Annotated in this window: 19 protein-coding genes and 1 pseudogene; 12 read left to right on the plus strand and 8 right to left on the minus strand. The window is 66.6% G+C overall.

Annotated features, from left to right (window positions below):
• Window positions 1–31: 31 nt before the first annotated feature.
• Window positions 32–676, plus strand: coding sequence for a hypothetical protein (locus PNO31109_RS08540; protein ID WP_150555184.1), 645 nt, complete (start codon window positions 32–34; stop codon window positions 674–676).
• Between the two features lie 59 nt (window positions 677–735).
• Here the strand turns inward: PNO31109_RS08540 and PNO31109_RS08545 are convergent, their stop codons facing one another.
• Window positions 736–1695 carry a LysR family transcriptional regulator gene (locus tag PNO31109_RS08545; RefSeq protein WP_150555185.1) on the minus strand — a complete coding sequence of 320 codons (960 nt, stop codon included), beginning with the start codon at window positions 1693–1695 and terminating at the stop codon, window positions 736–738.
• Window positions 1696–1926: 231 nt separating this feature from the next.
• Between PNO31109_RS08545 and PNO31109_RS08550 the strand changes: the two genes are divergently transcribed.
• From PNO31109_RS08550 to PNO31109_RS08580, 7 genes are all read left to right on the plus strand, one after another.
• A complete protein-coding gene (locus PNO31109_RS08550; protein ID WP_150555186.1) occupies window positions 1927–3183 on the plus strand; it encodes a D-amino acid dehydrogenase in 1257 nt (418 codons plus the stop codon).
• Window positions 3184–3403: 220 nt separating this feature from the next.
• The gene (locus PNO31109_RS08555; RefSeq protein WP_150555187.1) at window positions 3404–4306 is read left to right on the plus strand and encodes a transporter substrate-binding domain-containing protein; all 903 of its coding nucleotides are present in this window, start codon (window positions 3404–3406) and stop codon (window positions 4304–4306) included.
• An 85-nt stretch (window positions 4307–4391) separates the two neighbouring features.
• Window positions 4392–5177, plus strand: coding sequence for a cysteate racemase (cuyB, locus tag PNO31109_RS08560; protein ID WP_150555188.1), 786 nt, complete (start codon window positions 4392–4394; stop codon window positions 5175–5177).
• 259 nt (window positions 5178–5436) lie between these two features.
• The gene (locus PNO31109_RS08565) at window positions 5437–5727 is read left to right on the plus strand and encodes a hypothetical protein (RefSeq protein WP_150555189.1); all 291 of its coding nucleotides are present in this window, start codon (window positions 5437–5439) and stop codon (window positions 5725–5727) included.
• 57 nt (window positions 5728–5784) lie between these two features.
• On the plus strand, window positions 5785–7557 hold the full coding sequence (locus PNO31109_RS08570; protein ID WP_174966332.1) for a putative bifunctional diguanylate cyclase/phosphodiesterase: 1773 nt from the start codon (window positions 5785–5787) through the stop codon (window positions 7555–7557).
• A gap of 19 nt (window positions 7558–7576) precedes the next feature.
• Window positions 7577–9076: an HDOD domain-containing protein gene (locus PNO31109_RS08575; protein ID WP_174966333.1), complete on the plus strand. Its 1500-nt coding sequence runs from the start codon at window positions 7577–7579 to the stop codon at window positions 9074–9076.
• Window positions 9077–9534: 458 nt separating this feature from the next.
• The gene (locus PNO31109_RS08580; protein ID WP_150555192.1) at window positions 9535–10905 is read left to right on the plus strand and encodes a nucleobase:cation symporter-2 family protein; all 1371 of its coding nucleotides are present in this window, start codon (window positions 9535–9537) and stop codon (window positions 10903–10905) included.
• A 53-nt stretch (window positions 10906–10958) separates the two neighbouring features.
• Here PNO31109_RS08580 and PNO31109_RS08585 read toward each other — a convergent pair whose 3' ends face one another.
• From PNO31109_RS08585 to imuA, 3 genes are read right to left on the minus strand one after another with little or no spacing between them, the layout of a single operon-like run.
• Window positions 10959–14312 (minus strand): error-prone DNA polymerase, encoded by a 3354-nt coding sequence (locus tag PNO31109_RS08585; protein WP_150555193.1) that lies wholly within the window; start codon window positions 14310–14312, stop codon window positions 10959–10961.
• A 21-nt stretch (window positions 14313–14333) separates the two neighbouring features.
• Complete coding sequence (locus PNO31109_RS08590) at window positions 14334–15992, minus strand: Y-family DNA polymerase (protein WP_150555194.1); 1659 nt, start codon at window positions 15990–15992, stop codon at window positions 14334–14336.
• Window positions 15922–16842: a translesion DNA synthesis-associated protein ImuA gene (imuA, locus tag PNO31109_RS08595; RefSeq protein WP_150555195.1), complete on the minus strand. Its 921-nt coding sequence runs from the start codon at window positions 16840–16842 to the stop codon at window positions 15922–15924. Before imuA ends, PNO31109_RS08590 begins: the two co-directional genes overlap by 71 nt.
• A gap of 145 nt (window positions 16843–16987) precedes the next feature.
• Between imuA and PNO31109_RS08600 the strand changes: the two genes are divergently transcribed.
• The 4 genes from PNO31109_RS08600 (at window position 16988) to PNO31109_RS08615 (ending at window position 20366) form a co-directional block, all read left to right on the plus strand.
• Window positions 16988–18298 carry an Nramp family divalent metal transporter gene (locus PNO31109_RS08600; RefSeq protein WP_150555196.1) on the plus strand — a complete coding sequence of 437 codons (1311 nt, stop codon included), beginning with the start codon at window positions 16988–16990 and terminating at the stop codon, window positions 18296–18298.
• A 254-nt stretch (window positions 18299–18552) separates the two neighbouring features.
• Window positions 18553–19194, plus strand: coding sequence for a CsgG/HfaB family protein (locus PNO31109_RS08605; protein ID WP_241014180.1), 642 nt, complete (start codon window positions 18553–18555; stop codon window positions 19192–19194).
• 135 nt (window positions 19195–19329) lie between these two features.
• Window positions 19330–19701: a DUF4810 domain-containing protein gene (locus PNO31109_RS08610; protein WP_150555342.1), complete on the plus strand. Its 372-nt coding sequence runs from the start codon at window positions 19330–19332 to the stop codon at window positions 19699–19701.
• A complete protein-coding gene (locus PNO31109_RS08615) occupies window positions 19698–20366 on the plus strand; it encodes a DUF799 domain-containing protein (RefSeq protein ID WP_174966334.1) in 669 nt (222 codons plus the stop codon). Before PNO31109_RS08610 ends, PNO31109_RS08615 begins: the two co-directional genes overlap by 4 nt.
• Before the next feature lie 471 nt (window positions 20367–20837).
• On the opposite strand, the gene PNO31109_RS08620 is transcribed toward PNO31109_RS08615, so the two are convergent.
• From PNO31109_RS08620 to PNO31109_RS08635, 4 genes and pseudogenes are all read right to left on the minus strand, one after another.
• Window positions 20838–20978 (minus strand): DUF3563 family protein, encoded by a 141-nt coding sequence (locus tag PNO31109_RS08620; RefSeq protein ID WP_072617503.1) that lies wholly within the window; start codon window positions 20976–20978, stop codon window positions 20838–20840.
• 596 nt (window positions 20979–21574) lie between these two features.
• Window positions 21575–21955 (minus strand): annotated as a pseudogene (gene cueR, locus PNO31109_RS08625) (Cu(I)-responsive transcriptional regulator); the annotation flags it as partial.
• A 7-nt stretch (window positions 21956–21962) separates the two neighbouring features.
• Window positions 21963–22772 carry an endonuclease/exonuclease/phosphatase family protein gene (locus PNO31109_RS08630; protein WP_150555199.1) on the minus strand — a complete coding sequence of 270 codons (810 nt, stop codon included), beginning with the start codon at window positions 22770–22772 and terminating at the stop codon, window positions 21963–21965.
• Window positions 22773–22907: 135 nt separating this feature from the next.
• Window positions 22908–25493, minus strand: a complete 2586-nt coding sequence (locus PNO31109_RS08635) for a heavy metal translocating P-type ATPase (RefSeq protein ID WP_150555200.1) — start codon at window positions 25491–25493, stop codon at window positions 22908–22910.
• Window positions 25494–25859 lie beyond the last annotated feature (366 nt).

Here is a 25859-nt window from a genome sequence, read left to right on the forward strand (position 1 = left end):
GCCCCGCGCGCCGCGCGAGAAGGAGGCTGCAATGAGGTCACCGCGTACCCTGTGGTTTTCCCCCGCCACGCGGCGCGTGAGCGCCTCGTTGCCAGCCATCCCGACTTTCCGCGCCGCCGTGCTCGCGGCGCTCGCTTGCGCCGCGCTGCTGAGCGCCTGCGCGAGCAAGGGCGTGCCGCCCAATCCCCCGCTCACCGAAGACACCCTCGACGAATACGCGCTCGTGATCGTCGGTCTCGACACGCCGCTGCAGAGCACGTGGGGGCCGTGGACCTTCTCCGACGAATCGCAGACGGTCAACGGCATTCTCGCCAACAAGGTGATCCGCACGCTCAACACCAATCCGCCGACGCGCGGCTTCATTGCGATGCGGGTCTCGCCCCTCATGCGCAACGAGCGTTTCGGGCCGATCGAATTCACCCCGGCCGACAACAGCTATCGCTTCAACTACTGCAAGGGACGGAAAGTGCCGACGGTGCAGGTGCGTCGCGGCGACGTGATCTACGCGGGAACGCTTGGCCTGGACAGCCACGACGGTCAGATCTGGCTGCGCACCGCCTTCGACATGGCCGGCGCGCGGCGCTTCGTGCAGGCGAACTATCCGTCGCTCGCCGACAAGTTGCAGCCGCAGCCATTTGCCTACTACGAAGTCCGAAGCCAACCCGTCTGCCGGTGAGCGCGCGCCTGCCACGCTCGCCGCGCTCACTGCCCCCGTGGCGCTCGCCCGACGGCGGTTTATGAGGCGTCCAGTTCGTCGCCGGGGGCGAGCACGATTTCGCGGCCTTCGCACAGGGCGTTCGCGCGCACGCTGAGCTCGCTCGCCACGTCGGCCAGGTGGCGTTGCAACGTGTCGGCCAGCACCGATTCCGGCGCGTGCGCCGGGCGCAGCATTTCCACCGGGAATTCGATGGCCGGCGACACCCGATACAGTTGCTGCGAGGGCACATGGGCGCTCGCTGCCGTGAACTGGTCGAGCAGTGCATAGCCGAGCCCGTGCTCGACGAGCGCCGCCGCGAGCGAATAGGTCTGCACCATCACTTCGGCGTCCTGCAGCAGTTCGGTCTGCTCCAGGCGCTCGTTGATAAGCGCCCCGAGCGGGGTGTCGTCATGCAGCTTGATGAGATCGCGACCGGCGAGCGCGTCGGCGCCCGCCCGGCCCTTGCGCGCGAGTCTCGGCCACGACGACGGCACGGCCAGCACGATATGCCCCTGCGCCACCGGACGGCTCACGATACCGGCGGCCATCGGCGGCGCGGAGACGATGCCCACGTCCACGGACGACGTGAGGATCGCGGTGATCATCTCGGTGGTGTGGTGGGTAATGAGTTCGAACACCACATCGGGATGCGCGCGGCGCATGCGCTCGATCGCCGCGGGCAGCAGGCTGTGCGCGAGGCTGGGCGTTGCGGCAATGCGCAGATGGCCCACGCCGTGCTGGCGCAGATTGCGCGAGGTGGTGCGCAGGCGCTCCAGATCGCTGAAGATGCGCTCGACGTCAGGGTACAGGCGGCGCGCTTCGGCCGTCGGCACGAGACGCCCCTTCACCCGATCGAACAGCTTGAAGCCCAGTTGCTGCTCGGCATGCTGCAACACGCGCGAGACGACGGGTTGCGATACGTTGAGCAATTGCGCCGCGCCGCTGGCCGAACCGGTCAGCACCACCGCGCGAAACGTCTCGATATGCCGCAATTTCATGCCTGCGCCCGTCTCCCCTGAATGCGTGCCGGGCGCGCCGTGCCGGCGACCCTATAGCCAAAAGACATATGCTGCCTCAAATCCGCATAGGTTGCCGAATTTTCTCGCTCTACACTGCGTAGCAAAGGTCGCGTGAAAGCACCGCAGGACCCACGCGAGGCCCCCATCCTCCCGCTGCGAATATTTTTCCCGCCTTGCTTTTCATTGCGTTTTTGGTTGTCATTCATCGTCATGCATATTGGAGTCATCGGGGCGGGCGTCGTCGGCCTCGCCAGCGCGTATCAGTTGCTGCGCGCCGGTCACGAGGTCACGGTCATCGACGCCGGACGCGGTCCGGGTCTCGGTACGAGCTTCGCCAACGGCGGCCAGCTGAGCTACGGCTACGTGTCGCCGCTCGCCGCGCCCGGCGTGCTCTCGCAGTTGCCGTCGTTGCTGTTCTCCCGCACCGGTCCGCTGCGCATCAAGCCGTCGTTCGATCCGGATTTCTGGCGCTGGTCCATCGAATTCGTCAGGCACTGCAATGCGCGGGCGAACGCCAGTTCCACCCTGCGTCTGCTCTCGCTGGGCCTGCATAGCCGCGAAGTGATGCTCGAGTTTCTGGCGCAGGAGTCGGTCTCGTTCGACTACCGCCTGAGCGGCAAGCTCGTGGTGTATCGCGACGCCGCCAAACTTGCCGCAGCCGAACGCTCGCTCGAGCTGGCCAACGGCCTGGGCTACACGCAAAGGCGTGTGGACGCCGCGACCTGCGCCACGCTCGAGCCGGCATTGGGCAAGATCGCCGGCGAACTCGCGGGCGGCATCCACACGCCGGGCGAAGGCACCGGCGACTGCCAGTCGCTGTGCAGCGAACTCGCGCGGCTCATTGGCGCACACGCGCGCGGCAAGCTGCTGTTCGATCGCGAAGCGAGCGGCTTCGACGTGCGCGGCGGGGCCGTGCGCGCCATTCGCACACGCGCCGGCGACGTCGAGGTCGACGCCTGCGTCGTGGCGAACGGCCTGGCCGCCATGCCGCTGCTGCGCACCGTGGGCGAGTCCGTTTCGCTGTATCCGCTCAAGGGCTACAGCCTCACGTATCGGCACGCGCCCGTCGATGCGCGCCCGGGGGTGTCCGTGACCGATGCCGACAACAAGGTGGTATACGCCAGCCTCGGCGAGCATCTGCGCGTGGCCGGCATTGCCGACCTGGTCGGGTACGACTATCGCATTGCCGCGCATCGCATCGACGCGCTGCGCACGCTCTCGACCGGCCTCTTCCCCGCACTGGGGGGCGCGCAGGCCCCGCTGGAGTGGACCGGCATGCGCCCGGCCACGCCCCATGGGCGGCCGATTCTCGGGCGCGCCGCATCGCTGGGCAATCTGTGGCTGAACGTGGGCCACGGCGGTTTGGGATTCACGTTGTCGATGGGCGCCGCGCGCGTCGTCGCCGACGCGATCGACGGCAGGCGTCCCGCCGTCGATCTGGCAGGGTTTGCCCGTCTAGCGGCGTAAGCGCGCGTGTGGCGAACATGACGGGCCGCCCGGTCAGGAGACGTATCAGCCGACGACGTATCAGGAGACGTTTTTTGGGGTTGTAGTACGCACGCGAGGCGTTTTGCATTATGCCCACGGGGACCGCTGGGTGCGCGTGCCGGGTTGTATCAGTGGTTTGGGTTTTGACATTCCAACGGTGCGGACCACCGTGCCATTCACTTCCGATAGGACAGAGACCATGAAGAAGCTGTTTGCTCCCCTGCTGCTCGCCAGCGCCGCCGCCAGCCTGTTCGCGCATACTGCCAGCGCGCAGGAGCTCACCGGCACGCTCAAGAAGATCAAGGACACGGGCGTGATCGCGCTGGGCGTGCGCGAGTCGTCGATTCCGTTTTCCTACACGGACAACACCGGCAAGACGATCGGCTACTCGCAGGAAATCGCGCTCAAGATCGTGGACGCGGTCAAGAAGGAGCTCAACGCGCCCAGCCTGAAGGTCACGGAAACGCCGATCACCTCGCAAAACCGTATCGCGCTGATGCAGAACGGCACCATCGACCTCGAGTGCGGCTCGACCACGCACACGTTCGAGCGCGCCAAGCAAGTCGGCTTCTCGCACAACATCTTCCTGTACTCGATCAAGATGATCGCCAAGACGGGCTCGGGCATCACCGACCTGAACAGCCTCAAGGGCAAGACCATCGCCACGACGGCCGGCACCACCGCCGACCGCATTCTCTCCGGCAAGAAGGGCGAAGTCGGCTTCAACCTGATCCAGACGAAGGAACACTCGGACGGCTTCCTGACGGTCAAGCAAGGCCGCGCCGTGGCCTTCGTGATGGACGAGCCGCTGCTCTACGGCCAGCGCGCCGCGCTCTCGCCCGAGGAGGCCAAGGGCTACGAGATCGTCGGCCCGAACCTCCAGTTCGAGAACTACGCGTGCATGCTGCGCAAGGACGATCCGGCCTTCACGAAGGTCGTGAATACGGTCATCGCCGACATGGAGAAGTCCGGCGAAATGGAGAAGCTGTACAACAAGTGGTTCACGCAGCCGGTGCCGCCGAAGAATCAGAACATGAACTACCCGATGACGCCGGAAATGCGCGCCATGTTCAAGGATCCGATCACGAAGGCCTACGACTGATCCTCGCGGACAGCCGTCGTGCGGGGGCTGCGGCCCCCGTGCGGCCCGATCCCGCTTCTTGACGTTCCCGCCGATTGCCATCACCATGAATTCGCACGCCACGCTCGGCATCCTCGGCGGCATGGGGCCTGCCGCAGGCATCGACCTGTGCCGCAAGATCGTCGAGCAACATCCCGCCGAGCGCGACCAGGATCACATTCCGTTCATCCTGTACTCGGTCCCGCAGATTCCCGATCGCACCGAAGCGCTGTTGCGTGACGGCGCCTCGCCGCTCGAGGGCATGCTCGACGGCGTTCACGCCCTGGAGCAATCGGGCGCCGGCTGCATCGCCATTGCCTGCAACACCGCGCACGCCTGGCTCGAAGCGCTGCGCACCCGCACCCGCCTGCCGGTGCTCGACGTGGTCGAGGCCGTGGCCGGCGAACTGTCCCGATGCGTCGCCCCGGGCTCGCCCATCGGCCTGATGGCCACCGAAGGCACGCACCACGCCAACGTCTATCGTCCCCGACTCGAAGCGCTGGGTTACCGCTTCGTCCGCCCGGCGCAACCGCTCGCGCATCAGGCGCTCGTCAACGAAGGCATTCGTCTGACCAAGGCCGGCGACGTCCGCCAGGGCGGCGAAGCGCTCGCCATGGCCATGGAGCCGCTGCTGGCCGCGGGCGCGCAACGCGTCATTCTCGGCTGCACCGAAATCCCCGTGGCGCTGGCCGCCGTGCAGACGCCGCTCGCCCGCTTCGGGCTCGACGCTTCGGCTGCGCTCGCGCGCGCGTGCATCGCCTGGTCGCTCGCCCACGAAGCCGACGCCGAGCCCCCTTCGCGCACATCGCGCACATCGCGCACCTCCCCCACCTCCTCCACCTCCCGCCCCTGAGCGCCCCCCGGGTCGCGGTCGTCGAGCGCTTTCCTGCTCGGTCCTCGACCGCTTTCCTCCCCTGCGCGCGTCTCGCCACACGTCTTCCCCGACGAAGGCGATGTTGCGCCGCAATGACAAAATCCACGATTGTGCCGCCCGCAAGGGCGTCCGGCTTGGGTAGACTGGCGCTCGCGGGCAAAAGCGCGCCGGCCGGGCATTGGCGATGCCGGATCGGGTATCGGTGGGCGGGCGGCGGCCGAAGGCGGATGGAGGGCGGATGGAGAGCGGATGGAAGGCGGATGGAGGGCTGATGGAAGGCGAGCGGGTGGCGGACCGAAAGCCGATGGAAAGCAATGGAAAGCGAACAGGGTGCGGCCAGATGCGAACCATGGCGCAGGAAAAAATCCCGCCGGCCCTGTCAGAAAAAAACTCACAAGGGAAAACCTGTGGAAAGCGGCGTGAAACGGGGATTGCGGCCACCAAATTCGCTGGCGTCTTTGGCTATAATGGCCCACAATCCATCGGACACCTGCCGGACTGCCGTCCGGCCATGAGCGCGTTTGCCTGAACGGGGAAGCACATGAGCGGCTGCGCGCTCAACGTGATGCAAGCACAGACAACAACAATGAGTTCAGATCGACTCCCAGCCGGTGTACCTCTGGTCGAGCCTTCGACCCTGGCGCCGGCAATCGCCGAGGCCATTGCCCCGGCGCCGGCCCCGGCACTGTCCCGGGCGCTGGTCGAGCTGACCGGCGGACTCTCGGCACATGTCGCTGCCGACGGCCGCTTCCTTTTCATTGCCGAAGCTTCCCTGCGCCTGCTCGAGTATTCGCGCGAGTACATCGACCACGCCACGCTGTTCGAGCTCACCGGCATCGAAGACGTGCCCCTGCTGCAGGACGCCTTTGCCGCCGCCCAGACCCTCGGCCCCCAGCAATGCACGGTGCGTCTGCTGCGCGGTCTGACCGACCGGGTGTGGATGCGGCTGCGCATCGCGCAATACACGCCGCGCATTGCCGGCGCCGGCGCCACCTTCCTCGTGCACGGCGAAGACATCACCGCCTTCAAGGAAAACGAGGCGCGCCTGTCCGATCTGGCCGTGCGCGACGCGGTGACCGGGCTGGGCAACCGCCAATACATTCAGCAGTGCATCACCGAGGCGATCCAGCACGCACGCGAAGGCGGTCCGAACTTCGCCGTCGCACTGCTCGATCTGGACGGCTTCAAGAAAGTCAACGATTCGCTTGGCCACGACGTGGGCGACCAGTTGCTGCGCGACGCCGGTCAGCGCCTGGTCGCCCAGATCCGCGAGACTGACATGGCCGCGCGCATGGGCGGCGACGAATTCGTGCTGGTGTTGCCTGGCTGCGACAACGAGCAGGCGCTCACCGGCATCATGAAGCGACTGTTGTCCGCCGTGCAGCAACCCTTCCAGGTCGGCGACCAGTTGCTGCACCTCACGACAAGCATCGGCGTGTCGTTCTTCCCGCAACACGGCGATTCGGCCGGTCTGCTGATCAAGCACGCCGATGCCGCCATGTATTGCGCGAAGGATCGCGGACGCAATGGCCTGTTCGTCTATACGGACGACCTGGGCAATCTGCACCGCAAGGCGTTTTCGCTGGAATCGGCCATGTTCGAGGCGATTCACAACGGCGAATTCAGCCTGCATTACCAACCGATCTGCGACCCTATCTCGCTGAACGTGAAGGGTGTCGAGGCGCTCATGCGCTGGCATCCGGCACTCGGTCCGGTGTCGCCGGCCGAATTCATTCCGCTGGCCGAAGCCAATGGCCTGATTAACCTGCTGGGCGGCTGGGCGCTGCGCGCCGCCTGCATGCAGCTCGCGCGGTGGGATCGCACCCGGCTCGACGGGCTGTACATGTCGGTCAACGTCTCGGCACAGCAGTTTCACCATCCGTCGTTCCCGAGCCTTGTCTGGCAGGCGATCGCCGACTCGGGCGTCGAAGGTCACCGGCTGGTCCTCGAAATCACCGAGAGCGTGCTCATGCGCGACCCGGAGCAGGCCAACCTGGTGCTGCGCGAGCTGCAGACGCTCGGCGTGCGCTTCGCCGTCGACGACTTCGGCGCCGGCTATTCGAGCCTGGGCTACCTCAAGCGCTTCCCGCTGTCCGCGCTCAAGATCGACCGCAGCTTCGTGAAAGACATGCCGACGTCACCGAACGACCGTACGATCGTCACGGCCGTCCTGGGCCTGGCGCGCGAGCTGGGTCTGTCGGCGGTGGCCGAAGGGGTCGAGACGGAAGAACAACGGCAGATGCTGATCGATCGCGGCTGCCATTCCATCCAGGGCTGGCTGGTGTCGAAAGCCCTGCCTGCGGGAGAACTCGAGGCGGCCTTTGCGAGCGGGCGTCTCAATGTGGATGCCGGCCACTGACCGGACATCCCCGCTACCCATGAGCCTTACCAAAGAAAAGACGCTCGAATTACTGTGGCAGCGCATGGCCGAGCGCGGCGACTTCCCGTCGCTGCAACGCTCGGTGACGGGCATCGTGTCCGCCATGCAAAGCGAGAACACGAGCACGGCCGACCTGGCGTCGTCCGTGCTCTCGGACTTCGCGCTCACGCAGAAGGTGATTCGCCTGGCCAACTCCGCCATGTACGCGCCGTTCGGCTGCAACGTGACGACGGTCTCGCGCGCCATCATGATTCTGGGTGTCGACACCATCGGTCATCTGGCCCTCAGCCTGAAGCTGCTCGAGGGTTTCGGCGAAGTCGCGGCGCGCCGCGACGACATGGCGCGTGAGCTCGCCCGCGCCACGCTCGCCGGTGCGTTCGCGCGCGACATCACGGCCAAGAACGGCATTCGCGACGGCGAGGAAGCGGTCGTCTGCACGCTGCTGCACCACGTGGCGCGCCTGCTCGTCACGTATTGCTTCCCGAACGAGTGGACGCAAATCCAGACGCTCGCGGCGCAGCACGGCATCAGCGACAGCGACGCCTGCGAGCGCGTGCTCGGCATCTCGTTTCCCGAACTGTCCGAAGCGGCGGCGCGCAAGTGGGGGCTGCCCGAGTCGATCGCCACGAGCATGCGACCGATCGATCTCGACGGCGACGCCCCGCTCTCGCACACCGACTGGCTGTGCGCGGTGGCGAACATGTCCAACGAGATGGTGACCGAACTCACGCGCGGGGCCGACCCGGCACGTCTGGCCGAGCTCGCCGAGCGCTACGCCGAGCGCCTCGCCCTCGACATCGGCGAGGTGGTCTCGATCGGCGAGGAGATGGTGCGCGACACGAGCCATCAGGAATTCATCGCGATCAGCACCGGTGCGTCCAACACACGCCAGCCGCCGGCGGGCAAGCCGCTCGACTCGGCGCGGCGCCTGGCCGATGGGCTCTCGGAAGTGCGTGCGGCCACGGGCGAGACGGACGCCGTCGGCCTGCTCAACCTCACGCTCGAAGCGATTCTCCAGTCGCTCGGCTTCGTCAACTGCGCGGCGTTCGTTCGCGCGCCCGCCTCGAAGGTCTTCGAGATGCGCTTCGGCATCGGGCGCGACGTGCAGTCGCTGCTCGGCCTGAGCTTCCCCGAAGCGTTCGAACCGGACGTCTTTCACCTCGCGCTCACCAACGGCCGCGCCATCCTCATCGACAATGCCCGCGAGCCGCGTATCGTGCCGCGCATTCCGCTGTGGCACCGTCAACACTTCGCCCACGTGAAGTCGTTCTTCCTGCTGCCGGTCCGCCAGCGCAACCAGAGCGTGGCGCTGCTCTACGGCGACTGGGGCGGAGCGCTCTGCGCGGGCGGCATCGGCGCGAAGGAAATGGAGTTCCTCCATCACATGGGAGAAGAGATCTCGAGCAAGCTCGACAGCGTGGCGCAGCACAACGCCGGCACGGGCGCGCACACCGACTCGCTGGCACGCAAACCGTCAGGCGCCGCCGGCGCTCGCTGAGCCGGCGCGCAGTCCCCGCCCCGCACCTCCTGCGCCGGTGCGCGCTCCCGATGCCGGAATTGGCTTGGCTTGGCACCAGTGTCTCGAAGATTCATATGCCAGACGCAATCTTTAGTATTGCGAAAACGATATGATCCTCCGGCGCGAGATGTCCTCACGCGGCGCGCACAGGACGATTCGGGCGTTGCAGCGCGCACGCCCGGCCGGACGCGCTGCACGCCGGCGGCCCGCCGGGCCCATACGGCACAAGGCTTTGGCGCCCGTCGCTCCCGCCCGCCCGTGCAGGCGTACCATGGCGCCATGGCGCAGTTTTCTTCCCTCCCCTCGTGCCGGCCGCCGCGCGCCGCGCCTGCGTTCTGCGCACCGCGGTTTTTGACGCGGCTCGCCGCGTCCCGGTAAAAAATTTACGCTCGGTTTCGCCATGTAGATCAACTCACACCGTTGGATCAGGAGAAGACATGACGCAATCTGCTGCTGTACCGGTGCATCCGGTCGACGAGCGCCTGCCGCTTCCCAAGCTCTTCACGCTGGGCCTGCAACACGTGCTGGTGATGTACGCGGGGGCGGTGGCGGTGCCGCTGATCATCGGCGGCGCGCTCAAGATGTCGGTCGATCAGGTGGCGTTCCTGATCAACGCGGATCTCTTTGCCTGCGGTATCGCCACCCTTATCCAGACGCTCGGCGTGTGGATCTTCGGTCTGCGTCTGCCGATCATGATGGGCGTGACGTTTACGGCCGTCACACCGATGATCGCCATCGGCACCAACCCCGAGCTCGGGTTGCTCGACATCTACGGCGCGACGATCGCCTCGGGCATCATCGGCATTCTGATCGCGCCCTTCATCGGCAAGCTGCTGCGGCTCTTCCCCCCGGTCGTCACGGGCACGGTCATCACGGTGATCGGCATCTCGCTCATGGGCGTGGGCATCAACTGGGCGGCGGGCGGATTCGGCAATCCCGACTACGGCAACCCGCTCTATCTGGGCGTGTCGTTTGCGGTGCTGCTCTGCATTCTCTTCATCACCAAGTACGTGCGCGGCTTCTTCGCGAACATCGCCGTGCTGCTCGGCATTCTGTTCGGCACGATCGTGGCGATCGTGCTGGGCAAGGTCTCGTTCGCCGGCGTGGCCGAGGCGCCGTGGTTCGGGCTCGTCATGCCGTTTCACTTCGGCATGCCGCGTTTCGACGCGGTTGCCATCGCGACCATGACGCTCGTGATGCTCGTGACGTTCATCGAGTCGACCGGCATGTTCCTCGCCGTGGGCGACATCGTCGGCCGTCCCGTCGATCAGAAGACGCTCGTGCGCGGCCTGCGCGTCGATGGGCTCGGCACGCTGATCGGTGGCGTGTTCAACACGTTCCCCTACACCTCGTTCTCGCAGAACGTCGGGCTGGTCGGCGTGACGGGGGTGAAGAGCCGCTGGGTGTGCGCAATGGGCGGCGTGATCCTGATCGTGCTCGGACTGTTTCCGAAGGTGGCGCACGTGGTGGCGTCGGTGCCGCAGTTCGTGCTGGGCGGCGCGGGTATCGTGATGTTCGGAATGGTGACGGCCACGGGCGTGAAGATTCTCTCGACGGTGGACCTGTCGAAGAACCGCTACAACCTCTACATCATCGCGATCAGTATCGGTGTGGGCATGATTCCGGTGGCGTCCGACAAGTTCTTCATGAAACTGCCGCACGCATTGGCGCCATTTTTCCACAGCGGCATTCTGCTCGCGTCGATCAGCGCCGTGCTGCTCAATGCGCACTTCAACGGCCTGCGCAGCGAGAAGGAGGCGGCCGAGCTCGCTCAGGCGGCAGGCAAGCAGGCCGACGCGGCGCATTGAGTTCGCCGGCGGCGCGTCGGGCTATCGCCCCCGGGCGATTTGCGGCGGGCGGCTCAATGAAAGTTCCGGCTCGAGACGGTGAGCTCGCCCAACATCGGCGAGAGATCGACCAGGCGGTGCGCAACCAGGTGGGTCACGCGTTCCTCGCGCTGCCACACGCCTTCCACGCCCAGCAGCGAGGACGCCAGCAATTCCTTGCGCTGCGACTCGACCAGATCGGGCCAGACGATCACGTTGATCACGCCCGTCTCGTCTTCGAGCGAGACGAATATCGTGCCGTTCGCCGTGCCCGGCCGCTGCCGCCCCGTCACAATGCCCGCCGTGCGCACCCGATGGCCGTTCACGCCCTCGGTCTGCAGCTCGCGCGCCGTCTTCACGCGCATTCGCTTCAACTTGTCGCGCAACAGCAGCAGCGGGTGGCGCCGCAGCGTCAGGCCCGTGCTCGCGTAATCGGCCACGATGTCCTGTCCCTCGGGCATGGGCGGCAGCGCCACCGGCTCCTGCGCGCTGCCCGGCGCCGCATCGCGCAGAGCCGTGGCGCCGAGCAACGGCGTTGGCGGCTGCCAGGCGGCCACCGTCCAGCGCGCCTGACGGCGGCTGCCCAGCAGCGACGATAACGCGTCGGCCGCCGCCAGCGCGTCCAGGTCGCGCCGCGACAGCGCCGCGCGCGCGCTCAGATCGTCGATATCGGTAAACGGCCGCTGCCGCCGCGCGCTTTCGATCGCCCTGGCGCCTGGCGCCGACAGCCCCTTCACCAACGACAGCCCCAACCGCACCGCCGGACGGCGTGCGCCGCCATGACGCCCGACGCGCGCCTCGGGGCGCGACTCGACGTCGCTCACGCATACGTCGATGGCGCGCACCTCCACGCGATGCCGCCGCGCATCCTGCACCAGTTGCGACGCCGAATAGAACCCCATCGGCAAACTGTTGAGCAGCCCGCACAGGAACATCTCCGGCGCATGGCACTTGAGCCACGCGCTCGCGTAGGCCAGCAGCGCAAAACTCGCCGCGTGGCTCTCCGGAAAACCGTACTCGCCGAAACCTTCGATCTGGCGGCAGATGGCCTGCGCGAAGTCACGCGGATAACCATTCTTCAACATGCCATCGATGATGCGCGTCTGAAATTTTTCGAGGCCGCCCTTGCGCTTCCACGCGGCCATGGAGCGGCGCAACTGGTCGGCGTCTCCTGCCGAGAAGCCGGCCGCGATCATGGCGATCTGCATGACCTGCTCCTGGAAAATCGGCACGCCCAACGTTCGCTCGAGCGCCGGTTTGATCGCATCGCACGGATATTGGATGTCCTCGGGCCTCTGCTTGCGACGCTGCAAGAACGGATGCACCATGCCGCCCTGGATCGGCCCCGGCCGCACGATCGCCACCTGCACGACAAGGTCGTAATACTGCTTCGGCTTCAGCCTCGGCAGCATGCTCATCTGCGCGCGCGACTCGATCTGGAACACACCGACGGTGTCGGCGCGGCGAATCATGCCGTAGGTGGCCGGGTCTTCGCGCGGGATATCGGCAATCGTCATTGGTGCGCCCCGCCATTCGCCCAGCAGATCGAGCGTGCGGCGCAACGCGCTGAGCATGCCGAGCGCGAGCACGTCGACCTTGAGCAGCTTGAGTGTCTCGATATCGTCCTTGTCCCACTGGATGACGTAGCGATTCTTCATCGCCGCCGGTGCAATCGGCACGAGTCGCGAGAGCTTGTCGCGCGAAATGACGAAGCCCCCCACATGCTGCGACAGGTGGCGGGGAAAGCCGATCAGCCGCGTCACGAGCTCTGCCCACAGCCGCGTGGTCGGCGCGTCGGGCGACAGCCCCTGGGCCGCCATGCGCGCGAGCAGATTCTCGCGGCCGTCCCACCATTGCTGGCTCTGCGCGACCTGCTCGACGATCGACAGATCGATGCCCAGCGCCCGCCCCGTATCGCGCACCGCACTGCGCATGCGATAGCAGATCACCGTTGCCGCCAGCGCCGCGCGCTCTACGCCATACTTGCCGTAGATGTACTGGATCACCTGCTCGCGCCGCTGGTGCTCGAAGTCCACGTCGATATCGGGCGGCTCGTTGCGCTCCTTCGAGAGGAACCGTCCGAACAGCAACTCCACCTCGTCCGGATTGACCTCGGTGATCCCGAGGCAGTAGCACACGGCCGAATTGGCCGCCGAACCCCGCCCCTGGCACAGAATGCCTTCACGACGGGCGTAGCTCACGATGTCGTAGACCGTCAGGAAATATGGCTCGTATTCGAGCTCCTCGATGAGCGCCAGTTCGTCGTCGATGAGCTTTTGCACCTTCGGCGGCACGCCCCTCGGATAGCGGCGCTTCGCGCCCGCCGCCACTTCCTGCCGCAGATACGTCACCGGCGTGTGGCCGGCCGGCACCAGTTCCTCCGGATATTCGTAGCGCAGGGTGCGCAATTCGAAATGGCAGCGCGACGCGATGGCGACCGTCTCGGCCAGCGTATCAGGCGGATAAAGCCAGGCGAGCCGCACACGCGTGCGCAGATGCTGCTCGGCGTTCGCGGCGAGCGCCAGTCCGCACGCCTGCACCGGCTTGCCCAGTCCAATGGCGGTGAGGGTGTCCTGCAACGGCTTGCGCGAGCGCGCGTGCATGAGCACATGTCCCGTGGCTACGAGCGGCACGCCGCATTCGGCCGAGATCGCGCGCAGCCGCGCCAGGTGCGCTTCGTCGTCGGCGCGATGCCGACGCTCGAGTGCGAGCCACACGCGCCCCTCGCCGAAGGTCTGCGCCGCCCAGCGGGTTTGCGCCCGCGTGCGCTCCGGACTCGCGTCGGCATCGGGTACGACGATGATCAGACAGCCCGGCAGGCCGCGCAGATGCGCCTGCGCCGCGGCCGGTTCGCTGAAGTCCCGCGCATGCAGCCGGTAGCCGCGGTTCGGCCCGCGCATGCGGCCGAGCGTGATCATCTCCGAGAGATTGCCGTAGCCTTCACGGTGCTGCGCGAGCGCCACCAGATGCACGGTGCCGAGCGCGTCGAGATCCGGCGAGCAGGCTTCGGTATCGGGCGTCGCGGCCTGAGTCGCGCCGTCCGGCGCATGCACCGGCGTGAGACGAAATTCGCTGCCGACGATCAAGGACATCGGTTTGTGCTGCACCGCTTCGGCCAGGGCGCGCACGACGCCCGCGACCGAGCATTCATCGGTGATCGCCAGCGCGGCGTAACCCAGGGCCGCGGCTCTTGCGACCAGTTCCTCCGGATGCGACGCCCCCCGTTGAAAGGAAAAATTCGACAGGCAATGCAGCTCGGCATACGCGGGCAGACTGCCGTCGTCGGTCGCACGCGGGTTGGCAGGCGCCGCCTGGACGGCGTCGCCGTCCTCGCTGGCGGCAAGTCCTTCGGTCGGGCCTTGCCAGGGCAGAAAATCGTCGAGATTCATGACTCAAGCGAGTGTGTCGGCTTAACCGAACAGGCCGTGCAGATACCACGCCGCATCGGCCCCCTGCACGGGACGCTCGCGAAACACCCACAGCAACGCGCCCGTGGTATCGGCGGCGATGAAGTAGTCGCGCGTGACGGTGCCCGGCTCCCACCATCCGGCCTCGATGCGTTCCGGGCCGCTCACTAGTTGCAGCGGCCCCTGCCGCCACGGCCGCTCGTGCAGCACGCTCAAGCGCTGCGGTGCGTCGAGCAGCCACGCCGGGCGCGGCGGCAATCCGGCGCGGCGCTCGCCCGCGCCCTGCCCGCCGCACGCGGTACTGCCGGGCGCACCATACGGCACGCTAGCAAAGGCCCGCTCCGGCCGATGATCCTCACGCACCTGAAGCCGCAGCACCTGCTCGTCGCCAAGACGGGCGGCCACACGTTCCATTAACTGCACGAAGTCCTGCCGGGCGCGTCCCGGCTCGGGCAGCAGCGAGCCGCTGCGCAGCTCGTGGGCGCTCGTATGCGCGACGTCGAGCCGCAGCGTGAGCACCGGCGCGACCAGTGGCGAGCGAGCCAGCCGCTCCTTGCATAACGACAACAGATGCGCGGGGGCCGCGCTCGCTTCGGCCAGACGGATCTCCAAGCGCGTAGGCGCGAGCGTGTGCCGGCCAACGGGCTCATGTTCGAGCACGAGCGTCAGCGCGCGGGCCGCAAGCTGCCCGGCGCCGAGCCAGCCGGTGAGCTGGGCGAGCAGACGGCGCAGGCCGAAGAGCAGCACCTCGATATCGTGAGTGAGCGACGGCAACGGCAACACCGCCTCGAAGTGCGGCGGCGCGCGATACCAGTCCGGCGCTTCGGGGGCTTCGCCATAGGCGCGGGCAAGCGCGGCCGGCAGCGCCGGCCCGCAACGACGTCTCACGCCCGCGGTGGGCAGCCCGCGCAATTCGCCCAGCGTCGCGCATCCGATCTGCGCGAGCCAGTCCAGCCACGGCTGCGCCTCGGGCAGCAGCACGACCGGCAGCGAATCGAGTTGCTTCGGCAGATCCGCCGGTAAGGGCGGCAACGTGGGTGCGAACGCCCGCGGCGCGGTGCATGCCGCTGATACTCCCGATGCCGTGGATACCGCAATCCCGGCCAGCGCCCGGTGATCGGAAGCGCGCGCCTGCATCGCCGCCTGCAACTGACAGGGGGCGGGGCCATGGGAATCGACGTGCCGGGGCACGGCGCTGGCGGCGCGCGCCAGCAACGCCGCCGCACTGGCCGTGGCGGCAACGCCCAGCGAGGCCCGATGCCCGAGCGCTTCGGCACTCTCGAGCACCTGCGCGCACAACGACGCAAGCCCGCCGAACAGGCGCAGACTCGGCGCCGCATCGAGCAGCACGCAGTGCGGCGAGGCGATGGCGACATCGGGGCCGAAGCGCAGCAGCGCCAGCGCCAGGGCTTCGAGGGCCTGCGTCTCGGCGGCTTCGTCGCGGTCGTGAAATCGGGCCTGCGGCAGCAACGCCAGCACGCCGCCGCGACGCATGCCGGATTGCACGCCGGCGGCCTGCGCCGCCTCGCTCGCCTGCCACACACGCGACTGCGCCAGCACGACCGTCGTGTCCACGGGCATGCCCGGGGCGTCAGTCTGCAGGCGCGCCGATGCGATCTCGAGCGCCAGATACGGCAGGTGCAGGGCGATCCAGCAAGCCATGCGCAACTCCAGAAACAGCAGCAGAAACAGAAAACGAAGGGCTCGAAACGGCCCGGCGGGCTTCCCCTGAGGAGTCGGAAGTGACGGGGGGAACGGAAGTGGCAGGCGCCGGTGCGTCGCGGCGCGCCACGCCCGCCGCGGGTTGCGACGCCCGCGTATAGGGTGCGGGCAGCGTCAGCCAGAGCGGCTCGAGCCGGGGCGGCCCGCGCCGTTTATGAAACTGCACCCCCAGACGGCTGCCCTGGCCGACGCTCAGCCCCAGCCGCAACGGCGCGGCGGACGCCGTGGCCGCCGCCGCGCGCGGGCGCATCACCCAGGCCAGCGTCTGGCCACCGCCGGCAGCGACCTGCAAGCGCCGGATCTGCTCGGGCGTGGCCGCCGGCAGCCATGCCAGCACGGCGCCGCAGCACGCACTCTTGAGTGCCTGCTCGGCACACCAGAGCATGTCCCGATCCTCGGCGCGCGCACTGCCGCCCCCCCGTTCCCTTCGCTCCCCGCGCGCCTTCGGCGCCCCCGACATCTTTCGCGCCGGCCGCACCACCACGCTGAGCCAGCGCAGGTCGATGCCCCACCCCGCCAACGCGGGTGCATACGGCAGCATCGGCGGCGCAATCACCATCACCGGCTGGCCCGCCTGGGTGAGATCGCGCAGCACCGGCGCCAGCAGCCGCCATTCCCCAATGCCCGGTCGGTCGCTTAGCAATTCCGTCACCGCACCATGCGGCCACCCGGCGCCGGGCAACTCGGCGTCGAGCGCGGCAAAGCCGGAACGATGGCCAGCGCGGCGGCAATGCGCCAGTTCACTGGCGCGCCACAGCCCGGCAGGCAGAGACGAAAGTGACAGGGTCATGGTGCACCCAAATACTGTATGAATGTACAGTATAGCAGTTCATGCGCACTTTACGTGACTTCCGCCGCGACGCCATGCTTGCGGCTTGCCGCAAGGCCGGCTACCGTGAGTGTCATTCCTCGTCTGCCCAGCCAGTCCCCTCTTCATGCCGCTGCCGACTACCGCCACCGCCCCGTTCTGTCCCGCCGAAGTCAAAGGCAGCATCGTCATTGACGCTCGCGAATCACGCTGGACGAAACTCAAGCGCTTTGCCGGTCCGGGATTGCTCGTGGCCATTGGCTACATGGATCCGGGCAACTGGGCCACGGACATTCAGGCGGGGTCGCAATTCGGTTACGCGCTACTCTGGGTGGTGGCGCTATCGAGCCTCGCGGCCATCTTTCTCCAGATGCTCGCCGCCCGGCTCGGCCTCGTGGCCGGACGCGACCTCGCCCAAGCGAGCTACGATCGCTACGGACGCACGGGGCGCGTCGTGCAATGGATCACCGCCGAGATATCGATCATCGCCTGCGACATTGCCGAGGTGCTCGGCTGTGCTCTCGCCTTCAAGCTGCTGCTCGGTGTGCCGCTCGCCTGGGGCATCGTGCTCACCGCGCTCGACACGATGATCGTGCTGGGCCTGCAGGGCAAAGGCTTTCGGCAGATCGAAGCCATCGTGTTCGGGCTCATCGGCACGATGGCCTTTTGCTTCGTCGCGCAAGTCGCGATGGTGCCGCCCGACTGGCACGCCGTGGCCGCCGGTCTCGTGCCCGGCGCGCCGAGCCACGACCGGCGCGACGCCATCGTACTGGCGCTGGGCATCGTGGGTGCGACGATCATGCCGCACAACCTGTATCTGCACTCGTCAGTCGTACAGACGCGCCGCGTGAGCGGCGGCAAGCGCGGTCAGGTCCACGACACCCTCGCACTGGTACGCATCGACACATGGGTCTCGCTCATGCTGGCGATGTGTGTGAATGCGGCAATTCTGATTCTTGCCGGCTCTGCCTTTCACGCGAGCGGCCAGACTCACGTTGCCGATATCGAGCAGGCCTACCAGCTCATCACGCCGATCGCCGGCAGCGCCGCCGCGTTCCTGTTCGGCATTGCGCTGCTCGCTTCCGGGCAAAGTTCGACGCTCACCGGCACCATCGCGGGGCAGGTCATCATGGACGGCTTCCTGCATCTGAAGATTCCTTGCTACCAGCGACGGCTGATCACGCGCGGACTGGCGCTCGTGCCTGCACTGATCGGCGTGCTGTGGCTCGGCGAGGGCTCCGTGGGCAAGCTGCTCGTGTGGAGTCAGGTGCTGCTCAGTCTGCAACTGCCGTTCGCGATGTGGCCGCTCATCCGTTCGGTGAGCGATTCGCGCGTGATGGGCGGCAATGCCATCAGATGGCCGACGCAGGTCGCGGCCTGGACGCTCTTCGCGGTCATCACCGCCACCAATCTGCTGCTGATCTTCGGCCTCGACTGATGAAAAGGAACGGCGCCCCCCAAGGGCGAGAACGGCATGGCCTATGACTTTCCGGAGCATACGCAGGCCCCTGCCGCATGCTAAGATCAGCACCCCTTACCAGGTCTTACAAGTCAAAAAGCGCAGTATTCCGTAAGGGGATCAGACACCCTCAGCAGGACGGCGCCGCCGGGCGTCGCCGCCTGCCGGGTCACAACATCTACAGGGGTATCACCGTGCAGAAGAAGTCCAGCATCGCACTGCTCAGCGCCGCCATGCTCGCTGTCGGCGTGCTCGGCGGTTGCGCCACAGAGAGCTCGCGTTCCGTGCAGGTCGCCAAGGTCGAAAGCGCCAGCCGTCCATACGTCGGCACACGCACACCGATCGCCGTCGGCAAGTTCGACAACCGTTCCGCGTACATGCGCGGCGTCTTTTCCGATAACGTCGATCGTCTCGGCAGCCAGGCCAAGACGATCCTGATCACGCATCTGCAACAGACCCAGCGCTTTAACGTGCTCGACCGCGACAACATGGCCGAGATCCGTCAGGAAGCCGACATCAAGAAAACCCAGCAAACGCTCAAGGGCGCCGACTACGTGATCACCGGCGACGTCGTGGAGTTCGGTCGCAAGGAAGTGGGCGACAAGCAGTTGTTCGGCATCCTCGGCCGCGGCCGCGAGCAGATCGCTTACGCCAAGGTCAACCTGAACGTGGTCAACATCGCCACGTCGGAAGTCGTCTATTCGAGCGGTGGCGCGGGCGAATTCGCCCTGTCCAACCGCGAAGTGATCGGCTTCGGCGGCACGGCCGGTTACGACTCGACGCTCAACGGCAAGGTGCTCGATCTCGCCATGCGCGAGGCCGTGAACAACCTGGTCGCCGGCATCGAGAGCGGTGCCTGGACGCCCGGCAAGTAAGCCTCGCCTTTCCCAATATTGCGCATGTCGCAGCGCGTCGGGCACGACGCGCCGGTCCCGCACGTCGAGTGCGGGACCGGCGCTCGCGTGTCGGGCGCCGTGCTGCGCGACATGCCCATCAGGATCGTTATCGCCATGAACCGCAAGTTCTCTATCGGCCGTGCTGCCGCCGCGCTCCTCGCCGGCGGTGTACTGCTCACCGGCTGCGCCACGCCCAACAAGCCGCTTTACGCGTGGGAAAGCTATCAGCCGCAGGTCTACGAATACTTCAAGGGTGAATCGAAGGAAGCCCAGATCATTGTGCTCGAGCGCGATCTGGAGAAGATGAAAGCCGGCAACAACGCCGCGCCCCCGGGCTATCACGCCCACCTTGGCCTGCTCTACGCCTCGGTCGGCAAGCCGGACAAGATGGTCGAGGAATTCCAGACCGAGAAGCAACTGTTCCCTGAATCGGCCGGCTACATCGACTTTCTGCTCAAGAACAAGACCCCGGAGGCCAAGCAATGATCGTCCGTCTGTGCAAATGGATCAGCGTCGCGGCGCTGGCCGTCGTCATGACCGGCTGTGCCGTGCATCAGGCCAAGCCGTATGACTACACCGCGTTCAAGGAGAGTAAGCCGAAGTCCATTCTGGTGCTGCCCCCGCTCAATGAATCGCCGGACATCGACGCGACTTACAGCGTGTTCTCGCAAGTCACCGCGCCGCTGGGTGAGGCCGGCTATTACGTACTGCCGGTGGCGCTCGTCGACGAGTCGTTCCGCCAGAACGGCCTGACCGTTGCCGGCGACATCCATCAGGTGAGCCCGGCCAAGCTGCGCGAGATCTTCGGCGCCGACGCGGCGCTCTACATCAAGATCGAGCAGTACGGCACGAAGTACATGGTGGTCGACAGTGCGACGGTGGTCACCGTGACAGCCGAGCTCATCGACCTGCGCAACGGCGCCAAGCTGTGGAGCGGCGCCGCCAGTGCGTCGAATAACGAGGGGGGCAATAACAACAGCGGTGGCGGCCTGATCGGCATGCTCGTTACGGCTGCGGTCAAGCAGATCATCAACAGCGTGTCGAACGCCGGTTACACGGTGGCCGGCACGGCCAGCGCACGATTGCTGTCCGCCGGCCGACCCAACGGCATCCTCTACGGCCCGCGTTCACCGAAGTACGGGACGGACTAACCGCCGCCCTGGGCAACGCGCCGGAGCGCGCCGGAGCGCGCCGCGTCCGCGCGTTGCGCCGCCAGGAGTCCATTCGTCGGGAGGCGCTTCCGTCTCCCTGTCTCCGCTCCCCTCTCCCTTTCTTCTCTTTCTTCCCATCCATCCCCGGCACGACCTGAGACGCACGCGGTGTCGCGCTCGCTGCCGGCTTCCATGCGCGCCAGCACACCGCCAGCGCGCCGCGTAAACGACAAAGCGTGCCCCGTAAGCGACGCGTGCCCCGTAAGCGACAAAGCGTGTCGCGTAAACGACAAAGCCCGCCAAGATGGCGGGCCATTGCGCGAACCGATCCCGGGTACGACGGAGGATCGGCATCCGGACTTACGGCGGGGCGCCGTCGCACATCATCACAACGATGACGGGAATCGCCCGATAAGACGATCGACTTGCCTGATTGCGCCAGCGACGACCGTTCGTCCGGAAGGGACTTGCTTAGTAACCGGCGGTTTCGAGCGCGCGGATACGTTGTTCCAGCTCGATGATGTCCTTCGACTCAGCCAGGAACGCTTCACGACGACGACGCTCAGCAGTTTCAAACCAAGTGTTCACGACTTCAAAAAGGGCGGCAAACATGACGTTTCTCCAGTTCATTAGTGTGCTGCACCGCAGCAGTGCTTCGCATTATATAGGGTTTTCCCGTAAAGGGTTAGCCCTGAGATGCAAAAACCCCACAAAATCTGCTAGAGCGTCACTTCGAATGCAGACGATTCCAAAATAGATCCATAAAAATCAAATAGATATACTTTTTCGATGTGCGACGACAGGGTTTCGCGCCCCATCGCCCCGCAAGCCGATCAAAAATCGCACGGACAAAAAAAGCGCCGCTGCTGCGACGCATCATCGTGAATCACCCGATCTGCGGGTGTCGGCCTCACGCGTCTTCGGGCGCACACGAGCGCGCACTGCCGTCGCGCCCCTGCTGAAGCGAATCTCGCACCTCGCCTGCCGCATCCGGCCCGGTAAGCTCCGACGTCCCGCCCAGCCACCCGGAGCCGCGATCAGCCCGGTGGCGCGTGCCGGACCTGGGTGTCGCCATCAGCGACCGGTCCGGCCGCAGCGCTATTGCCGGAAGCCGTTTGCTGCGGTGTCGCGCCGGATGCCGCGGCGCCGACGGACCGTTCGGGCGCCGGCGCCACCGACTCACCCCCGTGACACGGCAGTTCGGCAGCCGCGATCCCTTCGAGAATCGGGCATTCGGGTCGATCGTCGCCCTGGCAGTGCATGGCGAGATGGGAGAGCGTATCGCGCATCGCGACGAGCTCGCCGATGCGTTGGTTCAACTCGTCGACGTGCGACTGCGCCAGCGCCTTGACCTGCGCGCTGGAACGGTCCCGATCCTGCCAGAGCGCCAGCAACTGACGGATCTGGTCGATACCAAAACCCAAGCGCCTCGCCTGACGAATGAATCGAAGCAGATGGAGATCCTGCTCGCCATAGCGCCGGTAACCTGCCTCGGAGCGGGGGCTCGGGGGCATCAGGCCGATACTTTCGTAGTACCGGATCATCTTGGCCGTCACGCCGCTGGCCTGCGCCGCTTGTCCGATGTTCATGGCTGCCTCACTGGGGGGAACGAGGGTTGAACGACGGGGAATACGAACCGTTCATCTTGGCGCGGTCGCCGTCCGACAGCACGAGTCGGGCGCTGATCGGCGCATGATCGGAAATCCGTGACCAGGGGCGCCCGTGTAAAACTTGCGCCCCTTCAATATGAAAGCCTCGCGCGTAGATGCGGTCAAGTCGTAAAAGCGGCAATCCGCTCGGAAAACTGCGCGCGGGACGCCCCGCGCTGTTCTGAAACACCTCGGTCAGCGCCAGCCTTTCCGCAAGCAGCCGATCCGCCTGGTTGCTCCAGTCGTTGAAGTCGCCGGCAATGATCAGCGGCGCGTCGTCCGGAATGGCCTGCGCAACCCGCTCGGTGAGCATTTCGAACTGGCGACGCCGGCCAGGACCCGCCAATGACAAATGAACGCACAGGCAATGCAATGGCTGGCTCAGGCCGGGCACGGCAATCTCGCAATGCAGCATGCCGCGCCTCTCGAAACTGTATGTCGTGATGTCGTGGTTATCCGACCTGACGATCGGATACCGGCTCAGGATGGCATTGCCGTGATGCCCGTGATCGTAGACGACATTACGCCCATACGCATGATCGCTCCACATGGCGCCGGCCAGGAACTCGTGCTGCGGCTGGATCGGCCAGTTGGTGTGCCGCACTGCGTGCCGCTGATGCATGCCCTGCACTTCCTGCAGGAAAACCAGATCCGGCGCCAGCCCTTCCAACCCCGCGCGCAACTCGTGGACGCGCAAGCGATTGAATGCAGAGAAGCCCTTGTGAATGTTGTAACTCGCGATGTGCAGACTATTCATGTTCGGCAGCATTAACTCCGTGCCGGAAGGCAGACGATATCCGCTAGATGGGGCCGCTTTCCGCGATTTTCAAGTCGGAATGATGCGGGCGACGCATCGGACGGCATTGTCCCGCGCGTCGCCTCCACACTTCGATTATGCGCCGTTCGCCTTGTGCCCGGGCAAACGGGTTGCCGGTGCCGCTCCGACACCGGCGAACGCGCCCGCCGCAGTCGAGGCGGCGCCGCCATCCTGCGCCGGACGCCAGCGACGCAGCAACAGCGCGTTACTCACCACGCTCACACTGCTGAGCGCCATCGCCGCCCCGGCGATCACCGGGCTTAGCAGCCCGAATGCCGCCAGCGGGATACCGACCACGTTGTACGCAAACGCCCAGAACAGGTTCTGGCGGATCTTCGACCACGTGCGGCGCGACACGTCGATGGCGTCGGCCACGCGCAGCGGGTCGCCGCGCATGAGTGTGATGCCCGCCGTCTGCATGGCAACGTCGGTCCCCGAGCCCATGGCAATGCCGACATCCGCCGCGACCAGTGCGGGCGCATCGTTGATGCCGTCGCCGACCATCGCCACGACCGCCCCGCCGCGCTTGAGCTGCGCAATCACCTCGGCCTTGTGTTCGGGCAGCACGTCGGCGTGAACCTCGTCGAGTCCCAATGCGTTGGCCACGGCGCGCGCACTGCCCGCGTTATCGCCCGTTACCATCACGCAGCGCACGCCCAGCGCGTGCAGCCGATCGATAGCCGGCCGTGCGCTCGCCTTGAGCGTATCGCCGAAGGCCAGCAGTCCCAGCAGCCGCGGCTCGCCCCGCCCACTCTCTTCGCCCCCGTTCACCGTCTCGACGAGCCACGACACAGTGCGTCCCTCGCCCGCCAGTCGAGCGGCTTCCGACGCCAACGCTCCCTGCGACACGCCCAATTCCTCGAGCAAACGCGCATTTCCCAATTGCAGTAAATGCTTGCCGCCCTTCGCCTCCCCGGCGCCATCGTTCGTGACCTCGTTCGCGACCTCGTTCGCAATCTCGATACGCGCGCGCATGCCACGTCCGGGCAACGCGACGATGTCCGACGCAGCCGGAATTGTCGCGGCCAGCCCCGCTTCGTCGGCGGCCACCGTCACTGCCGTGGCGAGCGGGTGCGAACTGCCCGATTGCACGGCGGCCGCCCAGCGCAGCAGCGTGTCGGCGCTCACGCCCGCTGCAGGCAAATGCGCCACGAGACGCGGCTTGCCTTCGGTGAGCGTACCGGTCTTGTCGAACGCGACGACGTTCACGCGATGTGCCAACTCCAGCGCTTCGGCGTCCTTGATGAGAATGCCCTGCCGCGCCGCCGCGCCGGTGCCGACCATGATCGCGGCCGGCGTGGCGAGCCCCAGCGCGCACGGGCATGCGATGACCAGCACGGCAACCGCGTTGAGCAAAGACGCCTCGAGCCCCAGTCCGAGCGCCCAGCCCGCAACAACCGTAGCGATCGCAATGAGCACCACGACCGGCACGAACACTGCGGCCACGCGATCGACGGCGCGCTGAATCGGCGCCTTGCCGGCCTGCGCGTCCTCGACCATGCGAATGATGCGGGCGAGCGCCGTATCGGCGCCGACAGCCGTCGTCTCCACGCGCAACGTGCCCGCGCCATTGATCGAGCCGCCCACCACCGTATCGCCTTCGCCCTTGTCAATAGGCAGCGGCTCGCCGGTCAGCAGAGACTCGTCGAGCTGACTGGCACCGCGACGGATCACGCCGTCGACGGGAACACGCTCGCCCGCACGGACGACCACCCAATCGCCGACCTTCACCTGCCCCAGCGGCACCATGGCTTCGCTGGTCGCGTCGTTCGGATCGCCCAGCACGCGCGCGGCCTCCGGGCGCAGCGCCGCCAGCGCGCGAATCGCTTCGACGGTACGGCGCTTCGCGCGGGCCTCGAGCCACTTGCCGAGCAACACCAGCGTAATCACGACGGCCGCCGCTTCGAAATACAGATGCGGCATGCTGCCCGCAGGCGCGCGCCACCATTCGTACAGGCTCAGGCCGTAGGCGGCCGACGTACCGAGCGCCACGAGCAGATCCATATTGCCGCTGCCGGCACGCACTGCCTTGTAGCCGGCGCGATAGAACCGCGCGCCGAGCCAGAACTGCACCGGCGTGGCGAGCAGCCACTGCACCCAGGGCGGCGGCATCACGTGCACCCCGAACGGTTCGAGCAGCATGGGCAGGAACAGCGGCAGCGACAGCAACGCCGCGACGGCCACCGGCCACCACGTCGGCCCATCGCCGGCCGGCGTCGCGTGCGCCGGGTCGGCCACGGGCGACGCTTCATAGCCGGCTTTCTCGACCGCCGCGCCGAGCGCAGCCACGTCGACCACGCCGCGCACGCCCCGCACCGCTGCGCGCTCCGTCGCCAGATTGACGTTGGCCTCGATCACGCCGGGTACGTTGCGCAACGCTTTTTCGACGCGCCCGGCGCACGAGGCGCAAGTCATACCGCCGATGGCCAGCTCGAACGACTGTTGCGCGACCTGATAGCCCGCGTCGTTCACGGCCGCTTCCACCGCGCCCAGCAGTGCCGCGGGCGCCACGTCGGCAGCCGCTTCCACGGCCGCCGTCTCCGTTGCAAGGTTCACATTGGCGCTCGCCACGCCGGGCGCGCGCCGCAATGCCTTTTCCACGCGCGTCACGCACGACGCGCAGGTCATGCCTTCGATACCGACCGACCAGCTCTGAGTCATTTAAAGGCCTCCACGAGGACTGTCATCATGCGTCACAGCTTAGACCTTGCCATGACGGGAAGGTCAAGCCCTCCGCGACAAGACGCCGCAATCGAGGACACGGACGACGATGTCGACATTGCCGTCAATGTGCTTCCATGCGCCTCAACACGCTTGCATGCGCTTCAATACGCCTCAATACGCTTCACGATACGCCTGCTCGCCCGGTATCGGTTTGGGCGGCGTCCGAGCAACAGCGCGAATCGACTGAAAAAAAGTCCTTGAGCTTACCGCCATGGGAAGCTCTATCATCGAATTGTCGGGGCAACACGGATTCCAGCCGGACCCAACCGGACCTAACCGGACCCAACCGGACGCCGTCCCCTC

This window comes from Pandoraea nosoerga, from assembly GCF_902459585.1.
In the GTDB taxonomy this organism is placed as follows: Bacteria; Pseudomonadota; Gammaproteobacteria; order Burkholderiales; family Burkholderiaceae; genus Pandoraea; species Pandoraea nosoerga.

Excerpts from the sequence above, each read along its gene's own strand:
- PNO31109_RS08585 (WP_150555193.1), bottom strand. The coding sequence starts at position 14,312 with ATGAATCTCGACGATTTTCTGCCCTGGCAAGGCCCGACCGAAGGACTT.
- PNO31109_RS08605 (WP_241014180.1), top strand. The coding sequence starts at position 18,553 with ATGCTCGCTGTCGGCGTGCTCGGCGGTTGCGCCACAGAGAGCTCGCGT.
- cuyB (WP_150555188.1), top strand. The coding sequence starts at position 4,392 with ATGAATTCGCACGCCACGCTCGGCATCCTCGGCGGCATGGGGCCTGCC.
- PNO31109_RS08635 (WP_150555200.1), bottom strand. The coding sequence starts at position 25,493 with ATGACTCAGAGCTGGTCGGTCGGTATCGAAGGCATGACCTGCGCGTCG.
- PNO31109_RS08565 (WP_150555189.1), top strand. The coding sequence starts at position 5,437 with ATGGAGAGCGGATGGAAGGCGGATGGAGGGCTGATGGAAGGCGAGCGG.
- PNO31109_RS08620 (WP_072617503.1), bottom strand. The coding sequence starts at position 20,978 with ATGTTTGCCGCCCTTTTTGAAGTCGTGAACACTTGGTTTGAAACTGCT.
- PNO31109_RS08580 (WP_150555192.1), top strand. The coding sequence starts at position 9,535 with ATGACGCAATCTGCTGCTGTACCGGTGCATCCGGTCGACGAGCGCCTG.
- PNO31109_RS08615 (WP_174966334.1), top strand. The coding sequence starts at position 19,698 with ATGATCGTCCGTCTGTGCAAATGGATCAGCGTCGCGGCGCTGGCCGTC.
- PNO31109_RS08575 (WP_174966333.1), top strand. The coding sequence starts at position 7,577 with ATGAGCCTTACCAAAGAAAAGACGCTCGAATTACTGTGGCAGCGCATG.
- PNO31109_RS08540 (WP_150555184.1), top strand. The coding sequence starts at position 32 with ATGAGGTCACCGCGTACCCTGTGGTTTTCCCCCGCCACGCGGCGCGTG.
- PNO31109_RS08555 (WP_150555187.1), top strand. The coding sequence starts at position 3,404 with ATGAAGAAGCTGTTTGCTCCCCTGCTGCTCGCCAGCGCCGCCGCCAGC.
- imuA (WP_150555195.1), bottom strand. The coding sequence starts at position 16,842 with ATGACCCTGTCACTTTCGTCTCTGCCTGCCGGGCTGTGGCGCGCCAGT.
- PNO31109_RS08600 (WP_150555196.1), top strand. The coding sequence starts at position 16,988 with ATGCCGCTGCCGACTACCGCCACCGCCCCGTTCTGTCCCGCCGAAGTC.
- PNO31109_RS08630 (WP_150555199.1), bottom strand. The coding sequence starts at position 22,772 with ATGAATAGTCTGCACATCGCGAGTTACAACATTCACAAGGGCTTCTCT.
- PNO31109_RS08545 (WP_150555185.1), bottom strand. The coding sequence starts at position 1,695 with ATGAAATTGCGGCATATCGAGACGTTTCGCGCGGTGGTGCTGACCGGT.
- PNO31109_RS08610 (WP_150555342.1), top strand. The coding sequence starts at position 19,330 with ATGAACCGCAAGTTCTCTATCGGCCGTGCTGCCGCCGCGCTCCTCGCC.
- PNO31109_RS08550 (WP_150555186.1), top strand. The coding sequence starts at position 1,927 with ATGCATATTGGAGTCATCGGGGCGGGCGTCGTCGGCCTCGCCAGCGCG.
- PNO31109_RS08570 (WP_174966332.1), top strand. The coding sequence starts at position 5,785 with ATGAGTTCAGATCGACTCCCAGCCGGTGTACCTCTGGTCGAGCCTTCG.
- PNO31109_RS08590 (WP_150555194.1), bottom strand. The coding sequence starts at position 15,992 with ATGGCTTGCTGGATCGCCCTGCACCTGCCGTATCTGGCGCTCGAGATC.